At 59.1% G+C, this 22429-nt stretch carries 27 protein-coding genes; 5 read left to right on the top strand and 22 right to left on the bottom strand.

The genetic code is table 11. The features are described from left to right. The first annotated feature begins 5 nt into the window (after positions 1 to 5). Both O4G74_RS05230 and O4G74_RS05225 read left to right on the top strand, forming a co-directional pair. A complete protein-coding gene (locus O4G74_RS05230; RefSeq protein WP_269401595.1) occupies positions 6 to 842 on the top strand; it encodes an undecaprenyl-diphosphate phosphatase in 837 nt (278 codons plus the stop codon). 140 nt (positions 843 to 982) lie between these two features. Next, positions 983 to 1579 carry an energy transducer TonB gene (locus tag O4G74_RS05225; RefSeq protein WP_269401594.1) on the top strand — a complete coding sequence of 199 codons (597 nt, stop codon included), beginning with the start codon at positions 983 to 985 and terminating at the stop codon, positions 1577 to 1579. A 28-nt stretch (positions 1580 to 1607) separates the two neighbouring features. Here O4G74_RS05225 and O4G74_RS05220 read toward each other — a convergent pair whose 3' ends face one another. From O4G74_RS05220 to O4G74_RS05180, 9 genes are all read right to left on the bottom strand, one after another. Next, positions 1608 to 2612 carry a complex I NDUFA9 subunit family protein gene (locus O4G74_RS05220; RefSeq protein WP_269401593.1) on the bottom strand — a complete coding sequence of 335 codons (1005 nt, stop codon included), beginning with the start codon at positions 2610 to 2612 and terminating at the stop codon, positions 1608 to 1610. Positions 2613 to 2717: 105 nt separating this feature from the next. Then, positions 2718 to 3065: a hypothetical protein gene (locus O4G74_RS05215; RefSeq protein WP_269401592.1), complete on the bottom strand. Its 348-nt coding sequence runs from the start codon at positions 3063 to 3065 to the stop codon at positions 2718 to 2720. A gap of 13 nt (positions 3066 to 3078) precedes the next feature. Next, positions 3079 to 4155, bottom strand: a complete 1077-nt coding sequence (locus O4G74_RS05210) for an EscU/YscU/HrcU family type III secretion system export apparatus switch protein (RefSeq protein ID WP_269401591.1) — start codon at positions 4153 to 4155, stop codon at positions 3079 to 3081. A 12-nt stretch (positions 4156 to 4167) separates the two neighbouring features. Continuing rightward, complete coding sequence (locus O4G74_RS05205) at positions 4168 to 4923, bottom strand: flagellar biosynthetic protein FliR (protein WP_269401590.1); 756 nt, start codon at positions 4921 to 4923, stop codon at positions 4168 to 4170. Then, positions 4923 to 7001 (bottom strand): flagellar biosynthesis protein FlhA, encoded by a 2079-nt coding sequence (locus O4G74_RS05200; RefSeq protein ID WP_269401589.1) that lies wholly within the window; start codon positions 6999 to 7001, stop codon positions 4923 to 4925. The genes O4G74_RS05205 and O4G74_RS05200 overlap by 1 nt, the downstream gene beginning before the upstream one ends. A 7-nt stretch (positions 7002 to 7008) precedes the next feature. Next, on the bottom strand, positions 7009 to 7272 hold the full coding sequence (locus O4G74_RS05195) for a flagellar biosynthetic protein FliQ (RefSeq protein WP_119378881.1): 264 nt from the start codon (positions 7270 to 7272) through the stop codon (positions 7009 to 7011). Between the two features lie 11 nt (positions 7273 to 7283). Further along, positions 7284 to 7577, bottom strand: a complete 294-nt coding sequence (locus O4G74_RS05190; RefSeq protein ID WP_119378882.1) for a flagellar hook-basal body complex protein FliE — start codon at positions 7575 to 7577, stop codon at positions 7284 to 7286. 13 nt (positions 7578 to 7590) lie between these two features. Beyond that, positions 7591 to 7965: a flagellar basal body rod C-terminal domain-containing protein gene (locus tag O4G74_RS05185; protein ID WP_269401588.1), complete on the bottom strand. Its 375-nt coding sequence runs from the start codon at positions 7963 to 7965 to the stop codon at positions 7591 to 7593. A gap of 12 nt (positions 7966 to 7977) precedes the next feature. Next, complete coding sequence (locus tag O4G74_RS05180; protein ID WP_269401587.1) at positions 7978 to 8286, bottom strand: flagellar biosynthesis protein FlgB; 309 nt, start codon at positions 8284 to 8286, stop codon at positions 7978 to 7980. Positions 8287 to 8414: 128 nt separating this feature from the next. Here O4G74_RS05180 and O4G74_RS05175 point away from each other — a divergent pair, with 128 nt between their 5' ends. Then, positions 8415 to 9782 carry a FliI/YscN family ATPase gene (locus O4G74_RS05175; RefSeq protein ID WP_269401586.1) on the top strand — a complete coding sequence of 456 codons (1368 nt, stop codon included), beginning with the start codon at positions 8415 to 8417 and terminating at the stop codon, positions 9780 to 9782. On the opposite strand, the gene O4G74_RS05170 is transcribed toward O4G74_RS05175, so the two are convergent. From O4G74_RS05170 to O4G74_RS05145, 6 genes are all read right to left on the bottom strand, one after another. Beyond that, positions 9779 to 10591, bottom strand: coding sequence for a DUF1217 domain-containing protein (locus O4G74_RS05170; protein WP_269401585.1), 813 nt, complete (start codon positions 10589 to 10591; stop codon positions 9779 to 9781). The genes O4G74_RS05175 and O4G74_RS05170 overlap by 4 nt on opposite strands. A gap of 27 nt (positions 10592 to 10618) precedes the next feature. Next, a complete protein-coding gene (locus O4G74_RS05165; RefSeq protein WP_269401584.1) occupies positions 10619 to 11059 on the bottom strand; it encodes a flagellar biosynthesis repressor FlbT in 441 nt (146 codons plus the stop codon). Continuing rightward, positions 11060 to 11440 (bottom strand): flagellar biosynthesis regulator FlaF, encoded by a 381-nt coding sequence (locus O4G74_RS05160; protein ID WP_269401583.1) that lies wholly within the window; start codon positions 11438 to 11440, stop codon positions 11060 to 11062. Positions 11441 to 11518: 78 nt separating this feature from the next. Beyond that, entirely contained in the window at positions 11519 to 13108 is a 1590-nt protein-coding gene (locus O4G74_RS05155) for a flagellin (RefSeq protein ID WP_269401582.1), read from the bottom strand. A gap of 150 nt (positions 13109 to 13258) precedes the next feature. Further along, the gene (locus O4G74_RS05150) at positions 13259 to 13642 is read right to left on the bottom strand and encodes a hypothetical protein (protein ID WP_269401581.1); all 384 of its coding nucleotides are present in this window, start codon (positions 13640 to 13642) and stop codon (positions 13259 to 13261) included. After that, positions 13642 to 14085 carry a hypothetical protein gene (locus O4G74_RS05145; protein ID WP_269401580.1) on the bottom strand — a complete coding sequence of 148 codons (444 nt, stop codon included), beginning with the start codon at positions 14083 to 14085 and terminating at the stop codon, positions 13642 to 13644. The genes O4G74_RS05150 and O4G74_RS05145 overlap by 1 nt, the downstream gene beginning before the upstream one ends. Before the next feature lie 135 nt (positions 14086 to 14220). Here O4G74_RS05145 and O4G74_RS05140 point away from each other — a divergent pair, with 135 nt between their 5' ends. Together O4G74_RS05140 and O4G74_RS05135 are read left to right on the top strand one after the other, a co-directional pair. Continuing rightward, entirely contained in the window at positions 14221 to 15822 is a 1602-nt protein-coding gene (locus O4G74_RS05140) for a flagellar hook-length control protein FliK (protein ID WP_269401579.1), read from the top strand. Positions 15823 to 15837: 15 nt separating this feature from the next. Beyond that, the gene (locus tag O4G74_RS05135; RefSeq protein WP_269401578.1) at positions 15838 to 16539 is read left to right on the top strand and encodes a flagellar hook assembly protein FlgD; all 702 of its coding nucleotides are present in this window, start codon (positions 15838 to 15840) and stop codon (positions 16537 to 16539) included. Positions 16540 to 16577: 38 nt separating this feature from the next. Here O4G74_RS05135 and O4G74_RS05130 read toward each other — a convergent pair whose 3' ends face one another. From O4G74_RS05130 to motA, 7 genes are all read right to left on the bottom strand, one after another. Further along, positions 16578 to 17099 (bottom strand): flagellar basal body-associated FliL family protein, encoded by a 522-nt coding sequence (locus O4G74_RS05130; protein ID WP_269401577.1) that lies wholly within the window; start codon positions 17097 to 17099, stop codon positions 16578 to 16580. Positions 17100 to 17111: 12 nt separating this feature from the next. Then, positions 17112 to 17825, bottom strand: coding sequence for a flagellar basal body L-ring protein FlgH (locus O4G74_RS05125; protein ID WP_269401576.1), 714 nt, complete (start codon positions 17823 to 17825; stop codon positions 17112 to 17114). After that, positions 17822 to 18226 carry a flagellar basal body P-ring formation chaperone FlgA gene (flgA, locus tag O4G74_RS05120; protein ID WP_269401575.1) on the bottom strand — a complete coding sequence of 135 codons (405 nt, stop codon included), beginning with the start codon at positions 18224 to 18226 and terminating at the stop codon, positions 17822 to 17824. Before flgA ends, O4G74_RS05125 begins: the two co-directional genes overlap by 4 nt. A gap of 4 nt (positions 18227 to 18230) precedes the next feature. Continuing rightward, complete coding sequence (gene flgG, locus O4G74_RS05115) at positions 18231 to 19016, bottom strand: flagellar basal-body rod protein FlgG (protein ID WP_269401574.1); 786 nt, start codon at positions 19014 to 19016, stop codon at positions 18231 to 18233. A gap of 30 nt (positions 19017 to 19046) precedes the next feature. After that, complete coding sequence (locus O4G74_RS05110; protein ID WP_269401573.1) at positions 19047 to 19760, bottom strand: flagellar hook-basal body complex protein; 714 nt, start codon at positions 19758 to 19760, stop codon at positions 19047 to 19049. Then, complete coding sequence (locus O4G74_RS05105; RefSeq protein ID WP_269401572.1) at positions 19760 to 21469, bottom strand: hypothetical protein; 1710 nt, start codon at positions 21467 to 21469, stop codon at positions 19760 to 19762. The genes O4G74_RS05110 and O4G74_RS05105 overlap by 1 nt, the downstream gene beginning before the upstream one ends. 74 nt (positions 21470 to 21543) lie before the next feature. Continuing rightward, complete coding sequence (gene motA / locus O4G74_RS05100; protein ID WP_119379904.1) at positions 21544 to 22410, bottom strand: flagellar motor stator protein MotA; 867 nt, start codon at positions 22408 to 22410, stop codon at positions 21544 to 21546. Between the last annotated feature and the right edge of the window lie 19 nt (positions 22411 to 22429).

Genomic DNA, 22429 nt, shown 5'->3' with positions numbered 1-22429 from the left:
GAACTATGTCGCTTCTCCAGCTTGTCATCATTTCTATCGTGCAGGGTATATCGGAATGGCTTCCGATCTCATCGTCTGCGCATGTCCTTCTGACCGCGAACATCTTCGGCGTCTCGGGCGAAGACGAGTTGATGGTGAACGCCATGGCCCATCTCGGCACGCTGTTCGCGCTGTTTGCGTTTTTCTGGAGAGATACTGGCCGCGTCGTGAAGGGCAGTTTCGAACTCGTCGGCATTGGCCGCGAGAATGGCCGCCTGACGGATGGCGGCAAACTTGCCCTCCTCATTCTCGTGGCGACGCCGCCTGCCCTTCTGGCCGGACTGGCCCATGAGCTTGTTCCCGGCCTCGACGTCCTGCGCAGCGCCTATGTGATTGCCGGTACGACGATTGTCTTTGGCCTGCTTCTGTGGTGGGCAGACGTGAAAGGCCCCCGTCACCGCACCGAAGCCGACATGACGCTCCGTGACGGCGTGCTGATCGGCCTTGCGCAGGCGCTGGCCATGATCCCGGGCGTCAGCCGTTCAGGCGTCACGATGACAGCGGCGCGCGCCCTCGGCCTGTCGCGGACGGAGGCGGCCCGCTTCGGTATGCTCTGCGGTGCGCCGGTCCTGCTGATCGCGGGCAGCTATGCCTGCCTGAAGCTCGCCACCGCCGATGCAGGCGAAGTCACGGTGCCGCTGTCTGATGGCCTTATCGTGGCGGGGCTCAGCTTCGTGACGGCTTTTGCATCGATCTGGGCGCTCATGGCGCTCCTCAACAGGATGAGCTTTCTGCCCTTCGTGATCTACCGTGTGTTGCTCGGCATCGCCATTCTGACAGCCATCCCGTTGATCGGCCTCTGACCGGCAAAATCTCGCTCTCCGCCACCGCCAAATGCGTGTCCGGACACGAAAACTCTGGTGCCGGGACGGCTTTGTGGTTTCTATCAGGGCGATAGCCTTGAAGCATGGAGCAGCCGCTAAGCACAGTCAGGCCGAATTAGATGAAGCAGCACCGCGAAAAGAAATCAGAGACACTGGAAGTCCGTCTACCTCATTCCAAGAAGGAAGCCTTCAAGGCCGCCTGCGAGGCAGAGGGAATAACGGCAAGCCATGCGGTGCGCACTTTCATTGACGCCTATCTGCGACGCTCGCGGCAGATGAAAGCCAAACGTATCGCAAAGGACCTCTCCATGACCCTCATCAGCAATCCATTGAAAACCACAGGCGGTCTCGCAGCAGCCGCGACGGCAATTGTCGGCTTTGTCAGCCTTGCCCTTCCGAGCATCGCTGACACCGACGTTCAGCCAATTGCTCCACCAACACCGTCATATCCGATCGAGCTTAGTCAGCAGGGTGTAAGCGCCAACTGCAAGTCGACTTTCAATGTTTCAGAAGAAGGGTTTGTCGAAACCGGTATTGAGGTGGATTGCACACATCCCGGCTTCGTAGAAGTCACACGCAAGGCGATCCGGTCTCTGCGCTTTGAACCGAAGATCGTCGATGGCGAACCGGTACGGATGACAGGCATCGTTTATCCGATTGAGTATCGGATAGAGCCGGGAATCGAAGAGATTTCAGGCCCCAAATCGCCGAATTAGGATTGGACCCAAGAATGGGCGAAGCGACTTACGCTTCGCCCTTCTGGTGGAATTCACCATAGGCACGATAGCGCCACAGATAGCTCGGCACGATCGCTTCGATGCTTTCAATCTCGTCCACGCCAAGGTCTTTTAACGTCAGCGCATCCTCTGCGACGACATTATCCGTCTTCAGCATATCGACCTGGTCACCCGTGATCGGTGGTGGGCCGAGAACCGTGTGCAGCGGCAGGAACGGGATCTTCCAGATTGCGCCAAAGGTCAGGCCCATCGGCTTGGCAACGAAGTATGGCAGCGGCAGCGCATAGCGCTTTCGGTCGATCGTCTCGCCGATGAAGTCGTAAAGCTCATTGAAGGTATAGATGCTTGGGCCGCCGAGTTCATAGGTCTTGCCCTGAACATCGTCGTGGCTCACAGCTGCGGCGATAGCTTCGGCGACGTCGCCCGCATAGACGGGCTGAAGCTTTGTCTTGCCGCCGCCAATCGCTGGCAGGAAGGGCGCGATGTTTGAAACCGGGTGGGCCGCCATGCCCGCGAACTTGTTGAAAAAGTCGTCTTCCGGCCCGAACACGATGGATGGTCGCAGGATAACGGCTTCGGGAATAGCGTTTCGGACAGCCTGTTCAGCCAGGGCCTTAGTGCGGGCGTAGTCAGACTCTGAGTTCTCATCTGCACCAATCGCGGACATCTGGACAAAGCGCTTGATGCCTGCGGCGGCTGCGCATTCAGCCACGGTCTGCGCGCCGCCAAGCTGGGCGGACTCAAAGCTCTGCTGCCCCTTTTCGTAAAGGATGCCAACGAGGTTTACGACAGCGTCGGCCCCTTCAATGGCGCGCTCGACCGAGAGGCGGTTGCGGACGTTGGCCTGCGCGATGTCGACCCAGCCCGGAGGACCCGCGAGACGGACGTCACCAGCAAGATGCGGACGGCGCACCGCGATGCGGACGCGGTAGCCCGCCTCGACAAGGGCGCGGGCCGCATAGTGACCGATAAAGCCGGAGCCACCAAAAAGAGTAACAAGACCTGTCGACATGAGCGCTGAACCTCTATTCCGCAGCCTGTTTGATATGATCTGCGCCTTTCATCATGCCGTGACATGATTGTCCATGCGACGAAAGGCAAGCCATGTGTATCGCGCCTAACAGCCCGGGCGCAGGGATCGCTCAAGAACCTGTTGTGAGCCGAAAGCGAGGCGGAGCCGGTCCGTGGCTTCGGCGAGCGCGGTGCGGCGTTCCGAAACAAGCGCTTCCTGCGCACGAAGCTGTTCGACCAGGCGACGCGAACTTCCATTCCGCTCGGCGAGGCTGACCGCTGCGAAGTCCATCGGCTCGGCTGGGACCTGTAGGGCGGCGCGCATCGCGGCGAGGTCACTCTGCGCTCGCTCAAGCTCGAACTGCGCTTCGGCCATGTCCTGTTCGGCCCGCTGGCGCTTCAGCCCGACCAGTTTCTTCAGGTCGGCCGCCGTTTTCTTCTTCATCTGCTTCATCCGCGTCCCTCCCCTAGAGATGCTGACGCAGGCGATCGACGAAGCTGATAGCCGCAGCCACAGCAGCGAAGTGCTCGGTGTGAATTTCCTCGTCTATCTCCACGAGGCGGTAGATGGAGCGGGTCGCAGGCGGGTCGCGGTGGATCGGCACGTCATGGGCATGCGCCACTTCACGGATGCGGGCGGCCATATGGTCAACACCCTTGGCGACGACGATAGGTGCGCGGTCGCTATCGGGCTCCCATTTCAGGGCGACGGCGTAGTGCTCCGGGTTGACCATGACGACCGTGGCGTCCTTCACATTCTGCAGCATCTGGCCCTTGGAGATCTTCTGGCCCTTCTCGCGGCGCTGCTGTTTTAGGTGCGGGTCGCCTTCGCTGCGCTTCATCTCATCCTTCAGTTCCTGGCGGGTCATCTTCAGCTTGTTGGCGTGAAGCTGGCGCTGGATGAAGAAGTCGGCGCCACCGAGCGCGAACTGGAAGACGCAGAAGATAATGATGATCGCCGTCACCTGGCTGAAGGTGAACTCAAAGAATTGCGACAACTGGACCGCGCTACTGGCGTAATAGTTTTCGACGAAATGATAGAGAAACAGCGAGGCCAGAAGCCCCGCAAACAACATCTTGGCAGTGTCCTTGCCAAAATCGATGAGGCCCTTCGGACCGTACTTCTTCTTAAGGTTTTCAGCCGGGTTGAGCTTGTTCATGTCCGGCTTGATCGACTTGGTCGAGAAGGCCACAGCACCCTGGACGATTATCGTTGCCAGCACCAGCACGACCAGAATGCCGAAGAGCGGCAGTATCTGCATGAGGACGCTTGTCAGCCAGCGGCGCGACTGCGCGCCGGTACCGGCGAAGATGTCCTGTGCATAGCTGTCGGCGTGATAGAACATGGCCGAGAAGTCGTTGAAGATTCCGCCGGCAAGCACGGTGCCGAAAACGGCAGACGCGATGACCATGCCCAGCATGAGAGAGAAACTGGTCGCCTCTTTCGACTGGGCGACATTACCTTCTTTTCGGGCCTGGCGTTTCTTCTGCTCTGTGGCCTCGAATTCCTTCTCGCCGCCACCGCTATTCTGGTCTTCAGCCATCCGGCAGTCCCCCTATAGCCAGCCGATGATGGACGGGACACGGTCGCCCCATACCAACAGCATTGTTGTGATTGAGAAGGCGAGCAGCATGATGCCAGCGCCAATCATGAATGGTGCGCCGACAAAGGCGACCATGAGCGAAGGAAGGGCCTTGTTTATGAAGCCAAGGCAGATGTTGTAGAGCAGGTTCACCGCGACGAACGGCCAGGCAAGCATGATGGCGATGCCGAACGCTTCGAAGCCGCGCATGACGAAGAACATCGGATCGATCAGTCCCAGAGCGCCGGCTGGGATATCACCGTATAGCGTCACCACCCGCGCGAAGACGCTCACATGATAGTCCATGCTGAGCAGGAGGGCCGCGCCCGCCATGGCGAGGGCGTTCGCCGTGATGGTCTGGGCTTCGGTCTCCAGTGCAATACCCAGCATCTGAGCAAGGCCGATCACCTGCGCGATGATTGTGCCCGTGATCGACAGCATCCAGATTGCGAGGCGCAGGAGCAGGCCGAAGAAGAGGCCGATCGTTGCCTCCAGCGCCAGATACCGGAAGAACTCACCGAGGCCTGAAAGAACCGGGAGCTCCACCACGCCGCTGGCGGCCAGTGAGATGGCGAAGACGAGGATGATCATCGCCCGCACGCGAACAGGAACGGCCTGCTCGCCAACGCCCGGCATGAAGTAGATGATGAACCCCACCCGCGCCATGATCAGCATGACAGCGCCGATCCAGTAGACGGCCTGTCCAGATGCGAGCAGCGTATCGGGCACTAAACGACCCCGACGATGTAGGGTTTGCTCCTCGACCCGATCTCCTCATAGGCGAGGACAGAGTTGCGGATGCCTTTGCTCGACAGGACCGTGTGGATGAAGCGGCGACGGCGGGATGTGGTCGCAATCGATGGCGTCACGCCCTTCTGGGCGTACTCGTTCAGCTTCTTCTGTATCGAGGTTGTGAGGTCTCCAAAGATATCCGGCGGCAGGGCGATGTCGGATGCGCCGTCTTCCTTGGTGATCTCGTGTGCCGAGAACTGTTCTTCCCAATTGGGACCGAGCTGGAGCAATGGCAGACGGCCATCACCATCCTGCAGCCGGTCCACGATCTGGAAGCCAAGGCGCTGGCGCACGAGTTCCGCAAGTTGCGGCGGGCTGGACGTGCGGGCTTTCGCTTCGCCGACCGTCTCGATGATGAGGAACATGTTGCGAATCGAGACACGCTCTTCCAGCAACAGACGAAGCACGGAGAGAAGCAGCTCAGGCGTAACCTTGCCGGGAATGTACTCGTCGAGGAAACGCTTGTTGGCAGCCGCGCGTTCTGCGTCGCTGAGGCGGGTCAGCGCATCCAGTGTGCCCATCATCACGAGACGCGAGAAGATGAGCGAGAAATTGTTCTGGATGATCTCCAGCATGTGCGTGGCGAGCACTTCGGTCGCTTCAATGGCAGGGACGCCAGCGGCGGCGAGCTCTGCACTCTTGCCCGATGGCAGCCAGCGCGCAGAGGCCTGATAGACCGGTTCTTTCACGCGCTCGCCCTGCAAATGGGGCAGCTGCTTGTCTTCCATCAGCGCGAGAATGTTGCCAGGACGAAGCGTTCCGCCATCGACCTTCACGCCCTGAATGCGGACGCGGTAGGAATTCTTTGCCAATGTCGGATTGTCTGTCATCCTGATGGACGGCAGCACGAAGCCATACTCTTCAGCGATATAGCGGCGGATCTTGTCGACACGGTTCTCGAACCCGTCTGCGCCCTGAAGAACGAGCGCGACCAGGTCTGGTGCGACCTCAAGGTGGATTTCGTCAGAGTGGATGCTGTCGCCGATTACGGCAGGCTCTGGCGCATCATAGGCGCTCTCCTTCGCTTCTTCGGCTTCCTTACGCTTCTCATGTTCGCGGATGAGATAGGCAGCCGTGCCGAACAGGGCTGCCGCCGTCATGAAAGGCAGGAAGGGAAGACCGGGCATGAGGGCGAAGACGCCGAGAAGGCCGGCGACGATGTAAAGTACTGAGGCGTTTGCGCCGAGCTGTGCGAGCAGCGCGACGTCGATGGCGCCTTCATCCTTGCCCTTGGAAAGAAGCAGCGCTGCCGACACCGAAATGATAACAGCAGGGATCTGCGAGACGAGCCCGTCACCCACCGTCAGGATCGAATAATTGTTAAGCGCCTCGGTAATGCTGAGGCCATGTACGGCAATGCCAAACCCAATGCCCGCAAGCAGGTTCAGCGCCGTGATCAGGAGCCCTGCGACCGCGTCGCCCTTCACGAACTTGGACACACCATCAAGAGAGCCGAGGAAAGAGGCTTCTTCCTGTTCCTTCTGGCGGCGGACCTTCGCTTCTTCATGGCTGATGGCACCGACGGCGAGGTCGCTGTCGATGGCGAGCTGCTTGCCCGGCATCGCGTCGAGCGCGAACCGAGCGCCGACCTCTGCCATCCGGCCTGCGCCCTTCGTGATAACCATGAAATTCACGATGATGAGGACACCGAAGACGACGAGACCAACGAAGAGGTTTCCGCCCATGATGAACATGGCGAAGCCTTCGATGACATTGCCGGCCGCACCCGTGCCGGTGTGGCCTTCGGAAATGATCAGCTTGGTCGAGGAAACGTTGAGCGCGAGGCGCAGGACGAGAGACGCCAGAAGCACGCTCGGGAAGGATGAAAAATCCAGCGGCTTTTCGATGAAGATCGATGTCGTGAAGATCAGGATGGCGAACGCGAACGAAAGCGTCAGGCCAATATCCATGACCCATGCAGGCACCGGCAGGACCATCACGAGGATGATCAGCATGAGCCCGACTGCCAGCAGCGTCGTCGGTTTTGCCAGGTTCAGAAGGCTCGCGGCGGGCATGGCTCGCCTACCCTGCTATTATGGGCAGGACGGAATTGTTGAAGAAGTCGAGACAAAGCTGCGTCATATAGCCAAGCGTCAGGAAGAAGACGACGACCACGGCCATGATTTTCGGCACAAAAGTCAGCGTCATTTCCTGGATCGACGTCAGGGCCTGCAGGAGGCCGATCGCGAAACCGAGGACCAGCGTCACCGCAAGGATCGGCAGCGCCATCAAGGCAGCCGTCCAGAAGGCGCCACGCAGGATTTCAAAGATCGCAAGCTCAGTCATCTATGGCCGCCCTAGACCGGCATCCGCAGGAGTTCCTGATATGCCTCGACGACCTTGTCGCGGATGGTCACAGCCGCATCGAGCGCCAGCTCTGCATTGGCCAGGGCTTCGACCATGGCATGTGGGTCAGCGCCCGATACAGCGGTCTGCATTGCGGTCTGCTCAGCCGCTTCCATCGTCTGCTTGAAGTTCGCAAAGCCCTCGGAAACGGCGCCAGAGCCCTGCGGCTTGGCAGCCTGACCGGCTGCGTCGGCAGCTTTGACATTGTTAAGGGCGGCATATGCCGAAAAACCAATACCTGACATCGTTCATGACCCCCTAGCGTTTGAGAACTTCGAGCAGGGTCTTGTACATTGTACGTGCCTGCTGGAATGAGTTGAGATTGGCCTCGTAGGACCGGTTTGCTTCGCGCATATCCGCCATTTCAGTGACGACCTGTACGTTAGACAGCGTGACGTAGCCTTCGGGGTCAGCCATCGGGTGGGCTGGCTCATAGCTGCGCTCGCCCTCTGTCTGATCGAGCTGGATCCGCAGATTGCGGAACGCATCACCATTCTTGTCGACAACCAGCATCTTGCGCTGATAGCCCGGCGTGTCGGCGTTGGAGATGTTCTGCGAGGTCAGGTCGATACGCTCAGACTGGACGCGCATCCCCTGCATGGCCTGCAGCATTGTTGCCTTGATCGAATTCATTCAACCTGCCCCCTATCGTCTGCCAAGTGCCGCTCTCAGAAGGTCGAGCGACTTGGTGTAAACCGTGAGCGCCATCTGATGCTGGTCCATTGCTTCGGCCGATTTGTAAAGTTCATGCTCGACGCTCACCGAGTTGCCGTTTGGCGAGGTGGGCGTACCGGAATCCTGAACCTTGAACGTGGGCGACTGGCTGGAGCTGAGCGCGGTGCGCGAAAGGAAATCCTCGAAGGACTCCAGCTGGGTCGCGCGATAGCCAGGATCGTCGGCGTGCGCGATATTTTTAGAGGCGTGAGTCTGCGCTTCGGCGGCGTGGCGTGCCATCGCGCTATACATTTTCAAGACATCCATATTCGAGAACATGGCACAGGCCCATCATGGTTAACTCTTTGCAAAGGGTGCCCGGCTACGTTGAATAAAAGGTTAATGAAAAGCGAGATTCTGTTTACGTAATGCAGTCAGCGCGCGCACAGACACATGAATTCGTCCGCATCTGGGGCCGCGTCAGCGATGTCAGCCCCGGCAATGTTGGCATTACGGGCGTCAGCGCCCATGCGGGGCTGGGCAATGAGGTCGAGATACAGACCCAGAGCGGCGTTGCCGTACGCGGCGAGATCCTGAACATTACCGAAGACCGCGTGACGGCCCTTCTCTTTGACGAGTCGGACGAAGTCCGCATTGGCGACCGCGCCTATATTGACCGGGAAGCCTCGGTCTCACCCGGCGATCACTGGATCGGCCGGATCATCAATTATCGCGGCGAGATCGTGGACACAGAGAATGGCGCGCCCGAAACCCTGCCCAGCAGCCTGATGCGCAAGAAGCTGATTTCGAAGGCGCCGCCGAGCCATGTGCGCAAGTCACTCGGGCCACGCCTCAATACTGGGCTGATGATCACCGACACCGCCATCCCGCTCTGCCAGGGCCAGCGGCTCGGCCTGTTTGCAGGCTCAGGTGTCGGCAAGTCGACCCTGCTCGGCGCGCTGGCAAACGGCGTTCAGGCCGACCGCATCGTCATCGCCCTCATTGGTGAACGCTCACGCGAGCTGAATGAGTTTGCGAAGGTCACCCTGCCCGCAGAAGCGCGCGCCAAGTCTGTCATCGTGACCGCGACCGCCAGTGAACCGCCGGGCGCCAAGAAGCGGGCCGCCTATTGCGCCATGGCGGCCGCCGAACACTTTCGCGATCAGGGCCATCACACCCTGCTTCTGTTTGATTCGATTACCCGCTTTGCCGAAGCGCATCGCGAAGTCGCGCTGGTTGGCGGCGAAGCGCCCGCACTGCATGCTTTCCCGCCCTCAACAGTTCGCACGATCGCCGAGCTTGCAGAGCGCGCCGGCCCCGGCCCAGAGGGCAAGGGCGACATCACGGCGATCTTCTCTGTGCTCGTGGCCGGCTCTGATATGGAAGAGCCCGTCGCTGACATGATCCGCGGTATCCTAGATGGCCATATCGTTCTCTCACGTGATATCGCAGAGCGTGGGCGATATCCGGCCATCGATGTGCTAAAATCAGTGTCCCGCGCCTTGCCGCGCGCAGCATCGCCCGAAGAGAACATGCTGCTTGCCGAGTACCGCCGGAATCTGGCGTTCTATGAAGAGCTGGCGCCCATGGTTCGCGCCAACCTCTATGCGCGCGGCAAGGACATGGCGGGTGACCGGGCCATCGACCTGTTCCCATCGCTCGACGGGTTCGTATCAGAACGCCACGAGGGCGATTCTCAAGCCGCATATGTGCGCCTGGCTGAACTGCTGAGTGCTGGTCTGATGAAAGAACCGCCGCAGGACGCATCGCCCGGCAAGGCGCAAAAGCCGCGCTAGAGCAGGCTCAAAAAGAGGTTCTGGCTGGCGATTGCGCCAAATCCCTGACCGCCGCCGAGCAGGGTAAGGGCAGCGTAGCCGGGGGTCATCGCAGATGGTCCGTTATTGACCGTTTCCATGACGTGGAACCGGCGGATGACCGCATTAACGTTGTCCGGATCTGTCAGCTGCGACAGGTCAGAAATGCCAAATGAAGAACGCAGCTTGTCGCGAAGGATTTCGGCCTGCTTTTCAATCGGCTGTTTTGAGATATCCGATGGCAGATTGAGCGCGGTCTCCATCACCGCCTTGACCGGCGGGTTACCGAGAATGCGGTAGGCGATGGCATCGTTTGACGATCCGGTGCCCGCAATATCCACGATCTTCTGCTGATAGTTGAGGCTGAGGCGCATATTCTCATCAACATCGCCAACAGCGATGCGGAATGCGGCCGTCTCAAAATTTTCGCCGATCTGCTCGATCTTGTCAGCACCCAGCGACAGCGTGCCGTCTTCGAACGCAAAGGTTTCGGCAAATTTGGTGTAGGCGGGATTGTTCAGACGCTCAAGGAAGGTGCTATCCGGAGTGGCAGCTTCTTCAAGAACCTTGCGGATAAACCCGCCCTTCCATTCCTCGCCGCCAAGATCGAAGGCCGTCATAGTGACCCGCAGGAGCCGCCGGTCCGACATGAAATCGTCCAGCGACACCGGCTTGGACAGCTTTTCGGTCATATAGGCGCGGTCGTTCTTGACGCTCGCGCTGTCGGAAAACGTTTCGAGCTGACGGTTATAGGTAGACTGGAGGAAGCTCCAGCCGGCCAGGCCCGACATGGGGATCGCTGGCTGCACCATCGCGTATCAGGCGACCTTCGCCTGCTGCGGCGCTGTCATCGCATTCTTCAGATGAGCGTGACGGAAGAGCTCGGCTTCCAGCTCGACCAGATTGCGCATGTGACAGAGCGCGGAATAGTGATTGCCCCGGCGCAGCATCTGGCGAAGCTGCGGGATGGCCTGCGAGTCGATGCCGCGGAAAACGTCTTCGAGGCTGTCGATTTCACGGAAAAGCGCTGGCAGGACGCGGTCCTCTTCGAGGTCGCCTGTGATCAGCAGCTGGATTGCATAGTAAACCTGTTTGACGGGGGTATTCACCTCGTCAGGGCGCAGCGCATCGCGGCAGCGCAGGACGCGGGCATTCGCGTCCGCAATTCTCAGGCTCGAAGGTTTGTCGCCATTTTCCAGCAGGGCGCCGTTGATGACGACTTTCTCGCCAGCGGCGAGCTTCAGTATCAGTCCGGACATTTAGGTCGTTGTCTCCATCTGGCTGGGGCCAACTTCGCCAGAAAGCCCCTTCATTATCGTTTCGTTGATCTCGACGAGGTCGGAAATGTCGGTGTCGCCTGCGAGTACCTGATAGCTGACACGGCGCACCATTTCGGCGAGCGTCAGAAGATTGGTACGGAGGCTGTCGTCCAGCCCGTTTTCAGGGCTGACCAGATCCACGGAAAGAATATGCCAGAGTTGGAGGTTGCGATCGATCGCATCTGCCCAAACGGCAGGAAGCGGCACATCCTGCGCCGCCACATCCTTGAGAGCGTTCGTAATTTCGCTGAACAGGGCAAGTTCGATCTGCTTGTCAGAAGCCGTCCGGCTCGTGACAGTGCTATATGCCTTGTGCGCCAAATTATGCATGTGCCCTCACTCGTAATTACTGGGTGAAACCGGGCGCCCAAAGGGACGCCCGGCCTCAATTCATTGTCCTTAACGGAACAGTGACAGCAGGGTCTGCGGTGCGCTGTTCGCGATCGAAAGCGCCTGGACACCAAGCTGTTGCTGAACCTGCAGAGCCTGCAGTTTTGCAGATGCTGCTTCGATATCCGCATCGACCATGGCGCCGATACCTGACTTCATCGAGTCGACCAGGTTCTGAACGAACTCTGTCTGGCCTTCGATCTGCTTCTGAGCCGAACCGAAGGTGGTCGCTGCCGTGATCGCCTTATTGAGAAGCGTCTCGATCGAGGTCAGGGCCGCGGTTGCACCGGCAGAGTCAGACACGTCGATGTCAGCAAGGGCACCAAGGCCGCCAGCGGCGACAGCCGCGTTCGTGGAAGCCAGTCCGCCGAGGTTGACTTCAACAGTGCCGCCGTCAGCCGCAATATTGATTGTGGCGGCGTCGCTTGTCGGGTCGGTTGCGTCCGTCACAGTGACAGCAAGGTTCGTGATGGATGCGTCATCGAGAAGAGACTTAATACCAGCGGCTACGTCGTTTACCGTATCACCTTCAAGTGCGGTGTAGGTGTAGTCGGTATTGTCAACATTGACCGTAAACGTATCGCCGGTCGCAATAGTGCCACCCGCAAGGGTCACATCGACGCTTTCAGTGTCGGCGAGCTGCGAGACTGAATTCGTGGCGTTCAGCTTGCTTTCGTCGAATGCGATTGTGGAGCTGGCGTTCCCGTTTGCAAGGGTCAGGACCGCTTTGTCTGTGCCATCTGCCGGATCGGTCGCGTCGGTGACCGTCACTGTAAGGTCGGCAATGCTTCCACCATCAATCTCGGTTTTCAGAGCTGCGGCAATATCGTTAATGGTCTGACCCGACGTTGCGGTCACGGTGAAGTCCGAACCACCAACGCTTACTGTGAATTTATCGCCTGCCGCAATGGCGCCGCCTTTGACATCGACGGTAATCGAGCTGCTGGTTGGAATCGAGGTAGAGGCTGCCGTGGACAGGAACCCACCCTCGGTTGATACCTTATCAACATCTGTGGCCGTGATCGTGTCTGCAGACGAAACATAACCTGCGTCTGTTGCTTCTTTGGCGGCTTCGTCGACAGCAGCCGTGGCCTGAAGGTCAACGCGGGAAACGTTGATGAAGGCTGGTGCAACGGCACCCGTGCCATCGCGGTCAAGCGAAGCGAGGACTTTCAGGTCATCAGTGCCCTTGAGCAGGTTCTGACCGTTCATCTGTGCGCCGTTGACGATGTTCGTGATCGTCGAACGGATCGCCGCAACGTCTTTCTGGATCTTCGCGCGGTCGCTGTCGTTGAGGTCCTGCTGGGCGTCAACGATCAGGTTCTTCATGTCCTGAAGGAGACTGGTGATCTGCTCGGAAGAAGCGCGGGCAACACCAACGGTTGCAGAGCCCTTGTTGAGCGAAGACGAGATCTGTTCGAAGCTTGCGGCGTCGGTCGACATGACGGTCGAGATGGCCCAGACGGACGCGTTGTCCTTGGCGGATGCAACTTTCTTACCCGTCGAGATTTCGTTCTGAACGGATTCAAGATTGCGGTTGATGTTACGCAGGGTTTCGAGCGCAACCATCGAGCTATTGTTCGTAAGAATACTGGACATCAGTTATCCCCTTTTAAGTTCCAGATCGAGCCGGTGGGACCCGACCTCGAAGTTCCAACTCATGTCATCCTGACAGCAGGTATTTGTCCTGAACCAATCTTGGTTATGAGCCCTGATTAGGGGACACTCATGGACAATCGGTTAACTGGCTCAGGCTTTTTTTGCGTAGCCGCCAGTTGCCTTCGAAAATGCTGTTTTTTCCCCAGCAGCCGTGTAGGCGCCGACATAGGATTGGGCGCTTGAATCGCTCACGCGTGTGACAGCCTGGCCAACGCCGTTACGTACGGCCGAAAAGAGATTTGCGTTTTCCGTCGCGAGGCGGACAATGCGCTCCATCCGGACTTTAACATCTGCCACACCGCGCAGGCGCGTGGGGTCTTCGACAAGCGCGTCGAAGGCCTGCATGGCTTCCATCTTTGGCTGAAGCAAACGGCTGGCCTCGCCAGCCTGCCCCGCCTTCAACGCTTCATGCTCTGCTTCCAGAAGCTCCAGAAGGTTACTCAAAATGGCGTCTGGGTCGGCCTGCACAGTCATCAGGTGTCTCCAACAGTTCTGGACATCTCATAAGCCTCTACCGCCCGATCGACAGCGTTAAGGCCCAGCGGGTGTTTCTCAGCGAGATCACGTGCGATGGCTTCGACGGCAAACTGGGTGAACGCGGCAGCGCCTTCGCCGCCAACGCTGGAGAAAGCTTCCTCAAGCCCTGTATGTCGGAGCATTTCGGCCCAGAGCATCTGCTCGAAGCGAACATTCACATCAGAATTATTGTCGGATGATGCACTGGCCGTTGCCGATTGCGCGGTTGACGCGCGAACAGGCTGCACAGGTGGGCTATATGTAGATTGCGCGCGCGAGGATGCGGCAGGGCGGGCGGGTTCAGGCGCGCGCGCTGACGGCAATGGCGGAGGCGTGGCCGCTTTGCGTCTTGCTGGCGCAAGCTGCTCGGCATTCGGCGTCAGTACTTTAAGAGGGATCATGTTCTGCCTCCCTTCATTCAGCGCACCCCGGCGTCGGGCGGCATCGATTTTTCTGCCAGCGTTAAATCCGCTTTTACTTGTGGTGGGGCAGATTTGGTTAAGAGAGCGCTAATCAGAGTTAACCAAGGACACTGAATGCCCGTAGCCATTGGACCATTGGGCCCGCTTCTGGCCGAACCGGCGCAAGCGCGCAGTGAAGCCTCGCCATCAGGCCGCGGCAAAGCTTTCACCGAAGTTCTCGAAACTGAAGGTCGCGCTGGAAATCATTCCTCAGAAGAAGATGGCGAACGGAGGGACGGGTCTGCCCATGCAAGCATTCTTTCTCTTTCAGTCCATCAACACGCAGGCGAAGAAGAACTGACCGCTAGCGAGCGTGAAGGTGCCCCCAACGAAAACAGCGAAGCACCGGCCGAAGACAAAGCCCCTGAAGTCGCAGCGGTCACAGCGACAACGCCAGCGCCAGCGCTGAACGAAGCTGATCTCGAAGCTGTCGGCGATCTAGCTGACGAGCCTGCCAAGCCTGATATGCTCAATGCTGATCCGGAACGCCAGCTTGGCCAGACCTCAGAAAATATTGAGGTTCAAGCTGAAACCAGGGCTCAGGGTGTCCCGACGGGCGAGGCGCCGCTGGAGGCGATACCCGCCAAGGCCGGAACAGAAGCAACAGATATTGCGCGACCGCCTGTTAGCAAAATCGACGGCGGTCTGGCCGAGGAAGATACGTCGACTGCACGTATTGAGGGCAAGACTTCGGAGGGTGTAGCCGCCGACGTAGATACGGTCAGTCGCGGCGCCGTCGAGGGCACCAAAGCCTCTGATATCGCTGTTGAGGATGTCGCCGCGCTTAAAGCTGATAAAGCAGATCGCAGAGACAACGTCGGTGCAACAGAAGCACAGATAAAAGGCAGTGAGGCGCCTGGCCGACCAGATCTCGTGATGGCCTCGCTTAACCCTTCGTCGCAAGCGACCAACCGGAATTCTGGCAGACTGAACGGCGCGCCTGCTTCTGATCTGCCGGCGCGCCCCGCGCGCGATGGCGAAGTCGCAAAAGAGGCACCGCGTGTGGAACGGGCAGATACCCGGGCCGCCACAGACATTCCGCAGCTTGCTGTTGATCGCAAGATGGAGAACGCGTCTTTCCTCAGTGGCGGCCTGGAGATCAGCGCGCAGTCGACGAGCATAGGCGATAGCGGTCAACAGGCGCCAACCCTTTCGCTTGCAGCAGCTCCTGCGGCTGCCCCCATAGCCGCTGCGGCGCCCGTCGCAGGCGCCCCTGGCTTCGGCGCCATGATGACGCCCGCGCAGGCAACAATCGTCGCGGCACCCCAGGAAATCGTGGACATCGTCAGTAACAAGCTTGCAGGCGGCGACAAGCCAGAACGCATCATGGTGCAGCTGGACCCGCCGGAACTCGGGCGCGTCTCAATCGAGTTCAAGTTCGATGCCCAGGGCCTCCAGCAAGTCGCAGTCAGAGCAGACACACCGGAAGCCATGAAGCAGCTTCGCCTTCTACATTTCGATCTCGTCCAGTCACTCGAGCAGCATGGCCTCTCTGCACGCGACATGACCTTCAGTGAGGGGTCAGCGAACGGATCGCAGAACCAGCAGGCATCTGAATTCATCGATTACACTGCAGTTGCAGATATTGAGGCCGAGACCATACCGGCCCCTGCGCTGCTACAAGCTCGCCGTGCCCCCATTACCATCGGTGCAAGTGGCCTGAACATCAAACTCTAGGAAGGAGTTTCGGGAATGAGCGTTATCAACGCAGCGCAAACGACGCAGATCGCGCAGTCGGCGCAATCATCGCAGTCCAATCAGGCGACAGGCTCGCAGGAGACTGAGAGCGGAAGCACGCAGTTTGTTGGCGAGGAGTTCAACAACTTCCTGAAGCTGCTGACCGCACAGCTGCGCCATCAGGATCCGCTTTCGCCGCTCGACTCGACGCAGTTCGTTGAGCAGCTCGCTTCGTTCTCGACGCTCGAACAGCAGGTTCAGTCGAATACGAGCCTGAAGAGCATGGCCAGCATGATCGGTGACCTGCATTCCATGTTTGCCAGCGAATGGCTGGGACAGTCTGTAACGGTCGAGTCGTCCTGGGTCCCCTATTCCGGCGACCCTGTAGATTTCTCCTTCGACGCACCAAACGAAGCTACCGCAGCCGTGCTGACGATCGCAAACTCATCCGGCGAAGCCGTCTATAGTGACCGTCTGAAGATTGATGAGGAGAGCAAACGCTGGGATGGCCGCTTCTCGAATGGCGGTGCCGCAGCTTCTGGTGAGATCTACCAGTTCGGGATCGATCTCTATGCCGGCGACACTTTCCTGGGCACGGTCGCACCTCAAGTGCTGACCACTGTAACCGATGTTGGCACCGAAAACGGTGAGCTACGCATCGGGACCTCGTCCAGCCTGTCAGGCGACCTTGGTCAGGTTCGCCGCGTCACCGAATAAGCCGTTCCAAAACCGAAACTGGATCGCAAAGCAGCGCACTAGATGTGCTGCTTTGCCATATCCAGGATGAGTACATTTTCCAGTCCGGTTGGCAGAACCTCACGGAGGTTTGCGAGGATCATGGAGCGTATCGTCTCATAGTTTTCCGGATTGGTCAGATCGCCCAGCGTGTTGCCTTCGTTCGACAGCCGGATCAGCGTGCTCATGATATTGTCGCGTAGCTTTGGCTCCATCCCGTAAACCTGGTCGGAAACTGACTTGTCGATCTCAAGGTTTAGGTTGATGATGACGAGGCTGTCGACGCGCTCACCTTCAGTGATCGGAACGACGAATTCACGGCTGAACTTGTAATATTCCACGTCGCCGGACATGCCTGCGCTCGACTTGCCGCCATGACCACCACTTTTGGCCTCACCATGGCTGCCCCCTTCTGCCTCATGCCCATCGGCGCTGGCGGATGCATTTCCGCCCGAGGAGAACGCGCCTTTCATGAACAAGGCGCCGCCTGCGCCCAGGACAACAAAAATGGCGGCAATAATGCCGGGAATGATCTGCTTCATGTCATGCTGGCTCTAGAAAGGGACAATGGTGTCCAGGAGTTTGGGAACAAAGCCCGCGCGTACAGGCTCTGTCGCCTGCCCTGAACTTACATAGGATAGCTGGGCATCGGCAATCTTCTCATAGGTCACCGTATTCATGCGTGTGATGTCTTGAGAGCGGATGACGCCGGTTACGGTCAGCACGCGCACTTCATTGCTGACACGCGTGCGCTGGTAGCCCTGGATCACCAGATTGCCGTTCGGCTCAAGCCCGATAACGCGGGCGGCAAGACGGAACGTGACCTGCTCGGCACGGTTGATCGCGCCACTGCCGTTAAGGGCGGAATTGCGGCTGTAGTCGACACCTGGCGAAAGGTTCGCCCCGCCCGGCAGCACGCCATTTGCCCATTCAGGAAGTCCAAACAGCGCATCGAGATTGAAGTCCTGATTGGTGCCGCGCGTGCTCTGCAGCGAGTTCTGCATGCTCGCCTGATCGTCCATTTCAACGACGACGGTCAGAAGGTCACCAACAGACTTTGCCCGGCGCATGCTGAGCAGTGAATTGGCCGACGTCGTCCACAGTGAGTTGGTATCATTGTGCAGCGGCGCCTGGGGGAAAGCAGCCATGGACTGAACCGGCGGCGGGCTGGCGGGAGGCGCTGCCATCAGAGCCTGCTGGCTGGATGGCGAGGATGTGCACGCAACGCAGCCAAGCGTGAGTGCGGAAAAGAGGAGTGCATTCTTCATTGTGCCAGCACCCATCCACCCGACTGGACGACGCCAGAAACCATCTTTCGGGAATTCGTATTGATCAGCGAAACCGTATCGTTGAGCCCCCCCTCTTCCATCGCGCGTGCGGTGGTCGAGATTTCCAGTCCACCACGGATGTATTTCACGGTGACGACCTGATTACGGGTCACAAGACGCTGCGACTGGGTGTTCTCCATCGACACTTCGCGCCCCGCATAGACAGTACGGCGAACTTCCCGGCCGATGAGTGGGCTGTCGAAAACAGGCGTGCCATCTTCGGTAATCAGCATTCCCGGCGTAATGACCTCACCAGAGCGGATGACGTCCTCGGCAACAACGGCTCCTGAGGCAGTGAGCGCAAGCATGAACCCGCTTGCGAGAGTAGCGACAATGCTCATCGGACTACCTCACTCTCGTTGTGGCGGCGAGCATTTCGTCTGCTGCCGTGATGACTTTCGAGTTCAGCTCATAGCCGCGCTGCGCCTCGATCAACTCGGAGATTTCCTGAACCACGTCGACGCCTGAATCTTCGAGATATCCCTGGCGCAGAATGCCGACACCTTCAGTTGCGGGGACAAGCCGGTTGGGTGCGCCCGACGCCTCTGTCTCGAGGAACATGTTGTCGCCCATGGCTTCGAGACCCTTCTCGTTGACGAAGCGCACCAGTGAGATCGTGCCGACGGCCTGACCCTGGGCTTCGTTCGCGAAGTAAGCGACCACTTCACCATCACTGCTGATGGAAATGCGGCGGGCGTCCTCTGGAATGGTGATCCCGTCAGCTAGCTCAAACCCATCCTTGGTTACGATCTGGCCTTCAGCACTACGGTTGAGCTTGCCGTCGCGGGTGTAAGCAGACTCGCCGGACGGCAGCTGGACTTCGAAAAAGCCTGTGCCGTCGATCGCAATGTCGAGTTCCGACCCGGTCTGACGAAGCGACCCCTGTGTGATCTCCATCGACACAGAGGACGGTTTCACCCCGGTGCCAAGTTGCACCCCTGCAGGCACGACCGTGCCGACCTGCGAGGAGATCGTGCCCGGCGTCAGGTATTGCTGGTACATGAGATCGGCGAACTCTGCCGTGCGCGGTCGATAGGCGGCCGTGCTCATGTTGGCGATGTTGTTCGAGATGACGTCGACACGTAATTGTTGTGCCGCCATGCCCGTGGCTGCGATCTGCAGTGATTTCATAGGGTCCTCCCTCGATCCACGTCCTGTGCGTTAAAGCTGTCGTAAAGTGCTGATGAATTTCGCAATCCGGTCGTCTTCACGTTCAATGAGCGCCTGTCCGGCTTCATAGGCGCGCTGCACTTCGATCATACGCGCGATCTCCAGAACCGGTGAGACGTTTGACTGTTCGAGGGCACCCTGCACCACGCGGGGCTCTTCAACGGGCTGGAAGCCCTCTTCCGCCGCGAACATGGCGTCGCCTGCGCGGCTGAGCTGGCCTTCAGGCTGGACCACGCCTACCTGGTCGATGATCTGCCCATCGAAAGATATTGTGCCGTCGCCAGCGATGCTGACATTGGTCGCTTCTTCGGGAATCTGGATCGTCCCGCCACCCGCATTGAGCACGCGGAACCCCGTATCGGTAATGAGCTCAGCTTGCGCGTTCAGCTGGAAGTGCCCAGCACGCGTCAGACGCTCACCCTGCGGCGTTTCGATCAGGAAGTAACCCTCGCCCTGAATGGCGAGATCGAATGTGCCATTTGTGAAGCGAAGACCGCCCTGCTCCAGATCAAATTCGTGCCCTGCCAGCGTCCCCATAGAAAGGTCGGCGAGATTGTTACGCGCGCCGGCGATAAACTCGGCAAAGATGGCCCGGTCAGACTTGTAACCAGTCGTGCTGGAGTTTGCGAGATTGTTGGCCACAACCTGCATTTCAGTCATCAGGCCCGACTGGCGGGCAAGCGCGGCGTAAATTGCGTTCGACATCAGCGAACCTCCGTCGGAATTGGCCCCAGGGACTCGCGCAGACGCTCGAGCCTCGAGGACACATCGGTCAGTGCGATCTCTCCCTCGGCTGGCGCCTCCGGGGCGGGCCGGGCATCAGAGACACGAAGGGCGCGGATCTGGGTTTCTTCGTCGCCGCTTCTGGCAGCAATCGTGTAAAAGCGTTGTGGCACGACCCAGTGACCCGCGGCGGCATCCGCCTCTATCAGCATGAGGGCGGTATCGACATCTTCGGGAATGCCGCGCGCCAGACGATTAAAAGCCGCACGGTCACCGCGATTGATCGCATCGATCAGCGCAACCTTGCGGATCGCAACACTACCTGGGTTCTCTTCCAGGAGACGGGCCAGTGTCGCATCGTCCTTGAGCCGGAAAGCGAGCTCTGCCTGCGCCAGAGCCAGCGCGGCATCATGTGTGAGACGCTCAGAAAGCTTGGCCGACATGGACGGCAGGCCGAGATTGGCCGCGATCGCGGCCGCGCGTGCAAATCGTGCTTCGGTCCCCTCGCGATCGGCGAGAAGTGCCTCGCCCTTCATCAGCGCATCCATGGCCTTCAGATTGATCAGGAAGACGTCGCTTTGCAGGTCTTCATCCAGCATCTCTTCAAAGTGCCCCGCAAGGCGCTCGCGTGCTTCCGGGCCTGCGGCAGCGGGCACATCGGCAAGGCGCAACGTCAAGTCGTAGCCAACCGCGCTATTGAGGTCATGCAGGATAAGGTCGAGATTCTCGGAAACTGAGGCTTCAGCCGGCAGATTGCCGAGTTCATTAATGTAAAAGTCGACGATTTCCCGCTCCAAGTCGCTTGAAATCGCCTTTCCATGGCGGCGAAGGGCGGAGGCCGCCTCATTGCGGTACTGTGCGCGGCGAAGATATCCGCGAATGTCTTCAGCTGCACTCGGGGAGCCCATGGACAGGCGCTGAAGCGCCTTCACGAACTGCAACTCGCGGCTTTGCGCAATTTCCTCTGCCGTAAAGCTCGTCATCAGGCGCTCAGACAGGATCGGGCGGTCCAGACGGTCGAGCGCAGGGATTATGATGAAGGCGGCGTCAGCGCGAAGACGAAGCGGGAGTGCGCGAAAGCCTGCAAAGTGCTGCGCGAGCAGGTCTGCGCCGTTTGCGTCGTTCGATTTCAACTGTCCGACGGCCAGCCACACGCCGTCTGCGCGAGAGCAACTGGCAACGTCACGAAAGAAGGAGAGGTCAGGCCTGGTGTCGCGGTCTAGCAGATCCGTCAGAAGACGCAGCGCCACGCCCCCCTGACCATGATCCCCTTTGATCTCGGACCGTGCTTCCGCGATCATGCCAAGCGACAGATAGGCTTTCGCCATGAGGCGGCCGAGGGCGGTGGTGCGTTCTTCACCCTCCAGAAAGCCGCGCCACTGCGCCAGATCACTATAGGATGAGAAGTCGGAAAACTCCGTGAATTCGTAGGGCGAGGTCTCGGGGCAGAGGTATTCCACGCGGACTGGAGCGGCGGTGACGGGTTCCGGCGATGGGGAGGTTTCAGCCGCTTCGGTAGTGACTTGCCCGCTTGTCGCTATCTGCTCGCTGCTGGTTTGCCCTGGATCGGTTGGCGACGTCTCAGCAGACTGAGGTCTGGCCGGTCTCAACAGGCCTTCATTTATAGCCTCCTGAACAAAGCTGTCGAGCTCTCCGGGGAGACGGTCGATCTCATCTGCCTGTCCAGACACAATTGGCGGCTCCTGCTGAGCAGAAGCCGCCTGCGCCAGTATTGCAGCGCCAAGACATATGACCGTGAGACTTCTCAAGCTGCCTGCTTCAGCCCCCTCAGTGCTTCTTCAATTTCGTTGAAGGATGGACGCACCCGCGCGGGCGCATGCCGCCTTGCGACTTCGACGCAGATATTGACGGGGTTTTTATGGAGGTTCGAAACCAGCATTTCGCCAATCATCGAGTAGAAGAAGTGTTCCTCGGTCCGTAGCGCTTTAACGCGCGAGGCAAAGGGGCCAACAAGACCGTAGGCGAGAAACACGCCAAGGAAGGTTCCGACGAGGGCGCCGCCGATCATGCCGCCGAGCACTTCAGGTGGCTTGTCGATGGACGACATCGTCTTGATGACGCCGAGAACAGCCGCAACGATGCCGAGCGCCGGCAGGGCGTCCGCCATGGTCTGCAGGGCGTGCGACCCAGCGAGCTTGTCTTCATGCAGGCTCTCGAGGTGTTTCTCGAGCAGTTCTTCAACCTGGTGAACATTGTCGAAGTTCATCAACATGGAGCGGATCGTGTCGCAGATCATGTTGATGGCATCCTCATCCTTGAGGATTTTCGGATAGCGCTGGAAGATGGAGGACTGTTGGGGATCCTCAATGTGCTGTTCGATGTCGACTGGATTGTTGCGCAGCACGTTCAGAAGCTCTGACATCAGGCAAAGCAGGTCCTGATAGTCGCTTTTCTTCCACTTCGAGCCGGTGAATGCAGCAACCACGTCGGCGCCAGTCTGCTTGATGGTGCCGAAATCGTTGGCCGCCAGAAGTGCGCCGATGGCTGCGCCGCCGATCATCATGCCTTCGAATGGAAGCGCGTGCGTAATGATGTCCATATGACCGCCGGCCAGCATATAGCCACCGAAGACCATGCCGACTGTCACCAAGATGCCCAGAATTGCGTTCAACTCATCCTCCATCGCGCCG

Source organism: Henriciella marina (assembly GCF_027213945.1).
GTDB classification, from domain to species: domain Bacteria; phylum Pseudomonadota; class Alphaproteobacteria; order Caulobacterales; family Hyphomonadaceae; genus Henriciella; species Henriciella marina_A.
This window is presented reverse-complemented; position numbering and strand designations above follow the sequence as displayed.

What these genes read in the sequence shown, in the direction of transcription:
- O4G74_RS05175 (WP_269401586.1), top strand. Translation starts at nt 8,415, where the DNA reads ATGCAGTCAGCGCGCGCACAGACACATGAATTCGTCCGCATCTGGGGC.
- O4G74_RS05225 (WP_269401594.1), top strand. Translation starts at nt 983, where the DNA reads ATGAAGCAGCACCGCGAAAAGAAATCAGAGACACTGGAAGTCCGTCTA.
- O4G74_RS05125 (WP_269401576.1), bottom strand. Translation starts at nt 17,825, where the DNA reads ATGAAGAATGCACTCCTCTTTTCCGCACTCACGCTTGGCTGCGTTGCG.
- O4G74_RS05185 (WP_269401588.1), bottom strand. Translation starts at nt 7,965, where the DNA reads ATGAATTCGATCAAGGCAACAATGCTGCAGGCCATGCAGGGGATGCGC.
- flgG (WP_269401574.1), bottom strand. Translation starts at nt 19,016, where the DNA reads ATGAAATCACTGCAGATCGCAGCCACGGGCATGGCGGCACAACAATTA.
- O4G74_RS05210 (WP_269401591.1), bottom strand. Translation starts at nt 4,155, where the DNA reads ATGGCTGAAGACCAGAATAGCGGTGGCGGCGAGAAGGAATTCGAGGCC.
- O4G74_RS05200 (WP_269401589.1), bottom strand. Translation starts at nt 7,001, where the DNA reads ATGCCCGCCGCGAGCCTTCTGAACCTGGCAAAACCGACGACGCTGCTG.
- O4G74_RS05130 (WP_269401577.1), bottom strand. Translation starts at nt 17,099, where the DNA reads ATGAAGCAGATCATTCCCGGCATTATTGCCGCCATTTTTGTTGTCCTG.
- O4G74_RS05195 (WP_119378881.1), bottom strand. Translation starts at nt 7,272, where the DNA reads ATGACTGAGCTTGCGATCTTTGAAATCCTGCGTGGCGCCTTCTGGACG.
- O4G74_RS05145 (WP_269401580.1), bottom strand. Translation starts at nt 14,085, where the DNA reads ATGATCCCTCTTAAAGTACTGACGCCGAATGCCGAGCAGCTTGCGCCA.
- O4G74_RS05135 (WP_269401578.1), top strand. Translation starts at nt 15,838, where the DNA reads ATGAGCGTTATCAACGCAGCGCAAACGACGCAGATCGCGCAGTCGGCG.
- O4G74_RS05165 (WP_269401584.1), bottom strand. Translation starts at nt 11,059, where the DNA reads ATGTCCGGACTGATACTGAAGCTCGCCGCTGGCGAGAAAGTCGTCATC.
- O4G74_RS05190 (WP_119378882.1), bottom strand. Translation starts at nt 7,577, where the DNA reads ATGTCAGGTATTGGTTTTTCGGCATATGCCGCCCTTAACAATGTCAAA.
- O4G74_RS05170 (WP_269401585.1), bottom strand. Translation starts at nt 10,591, where the DNA reads ATGTCGGGCCTGGCCGGCTGGAGCTTCCTCCAGTCTACCTATAACCGT.
- O4G74_RS05155 (WP_269401582.1), bottom strand. Translation starts at nt 13,108, where the DNA reads ATGTCCAGTATTCTTACGAACAATAGCTCGATGGTTGCGCTCGAAACC.
- O4G74_RS05150 (WP_269401581.1), bottom strand. Translation starts at nt 13,642, where the DNA reads ATGACTGTGCAGGCCGACCCAGACGCCATTTTGAGTAACCTTCTGGAG.
- O4G74_RS05140 (WP_269401579.1), top strand. Translation starts at nt 14,221, where the DNA reads ATGCCCGTAGCCATTGGACCATTGGGCCCGCTTCTGGCCGAACCGGCG.
- O4G74_RS05215 (WP_269401592.1), bottom strand. Translation starts at nt 3,065, where the DNA reads ATGAAGCAGATGAAGAAGAAAACGGCGGCCGACCTGAAGAAACTGGTC.
- O4G74_RS05230 (WP_269401595.1), top strand. Translation starts at nt 6, where the DNA reads ATGTCGCTTCTCCAGCTTGTCATCATTTCTATCGTGCAGGGTATATCG.
- O4G74_RS05220 (WP_269401593.1), bottom strand. Translation starts at nt 2,612, where the DNA reads ATGTCGACAGGTCTTGTTACTCTTTTTGGTGGCTCCGGCTTTATCGGT.
- flgA (WP_269401575.1), bottom strand. Translation starts at nt 18,226, where the DNA reads ATGAGCATTGTCGCTACTCTCGCAAGCGGGTTCATGCTTGCGCTCACT.
- O4G74_RS05180 (WP_269401587.1), bottom strand. Translation starts at nt 8,286, where the DNA reads ATGGCACGCCACGCCGCCGAAGCGCAGACTCACGCCTCTAAAAATATC.
- O4G74_RS05110 (WP_269401573.1), bottom strand. Translation starts at nt 19,760, where the DNA reads ATGTCGAACGCAATTTACGCCGCGCTTGCCCGCCAGTCGGGCCTGATG.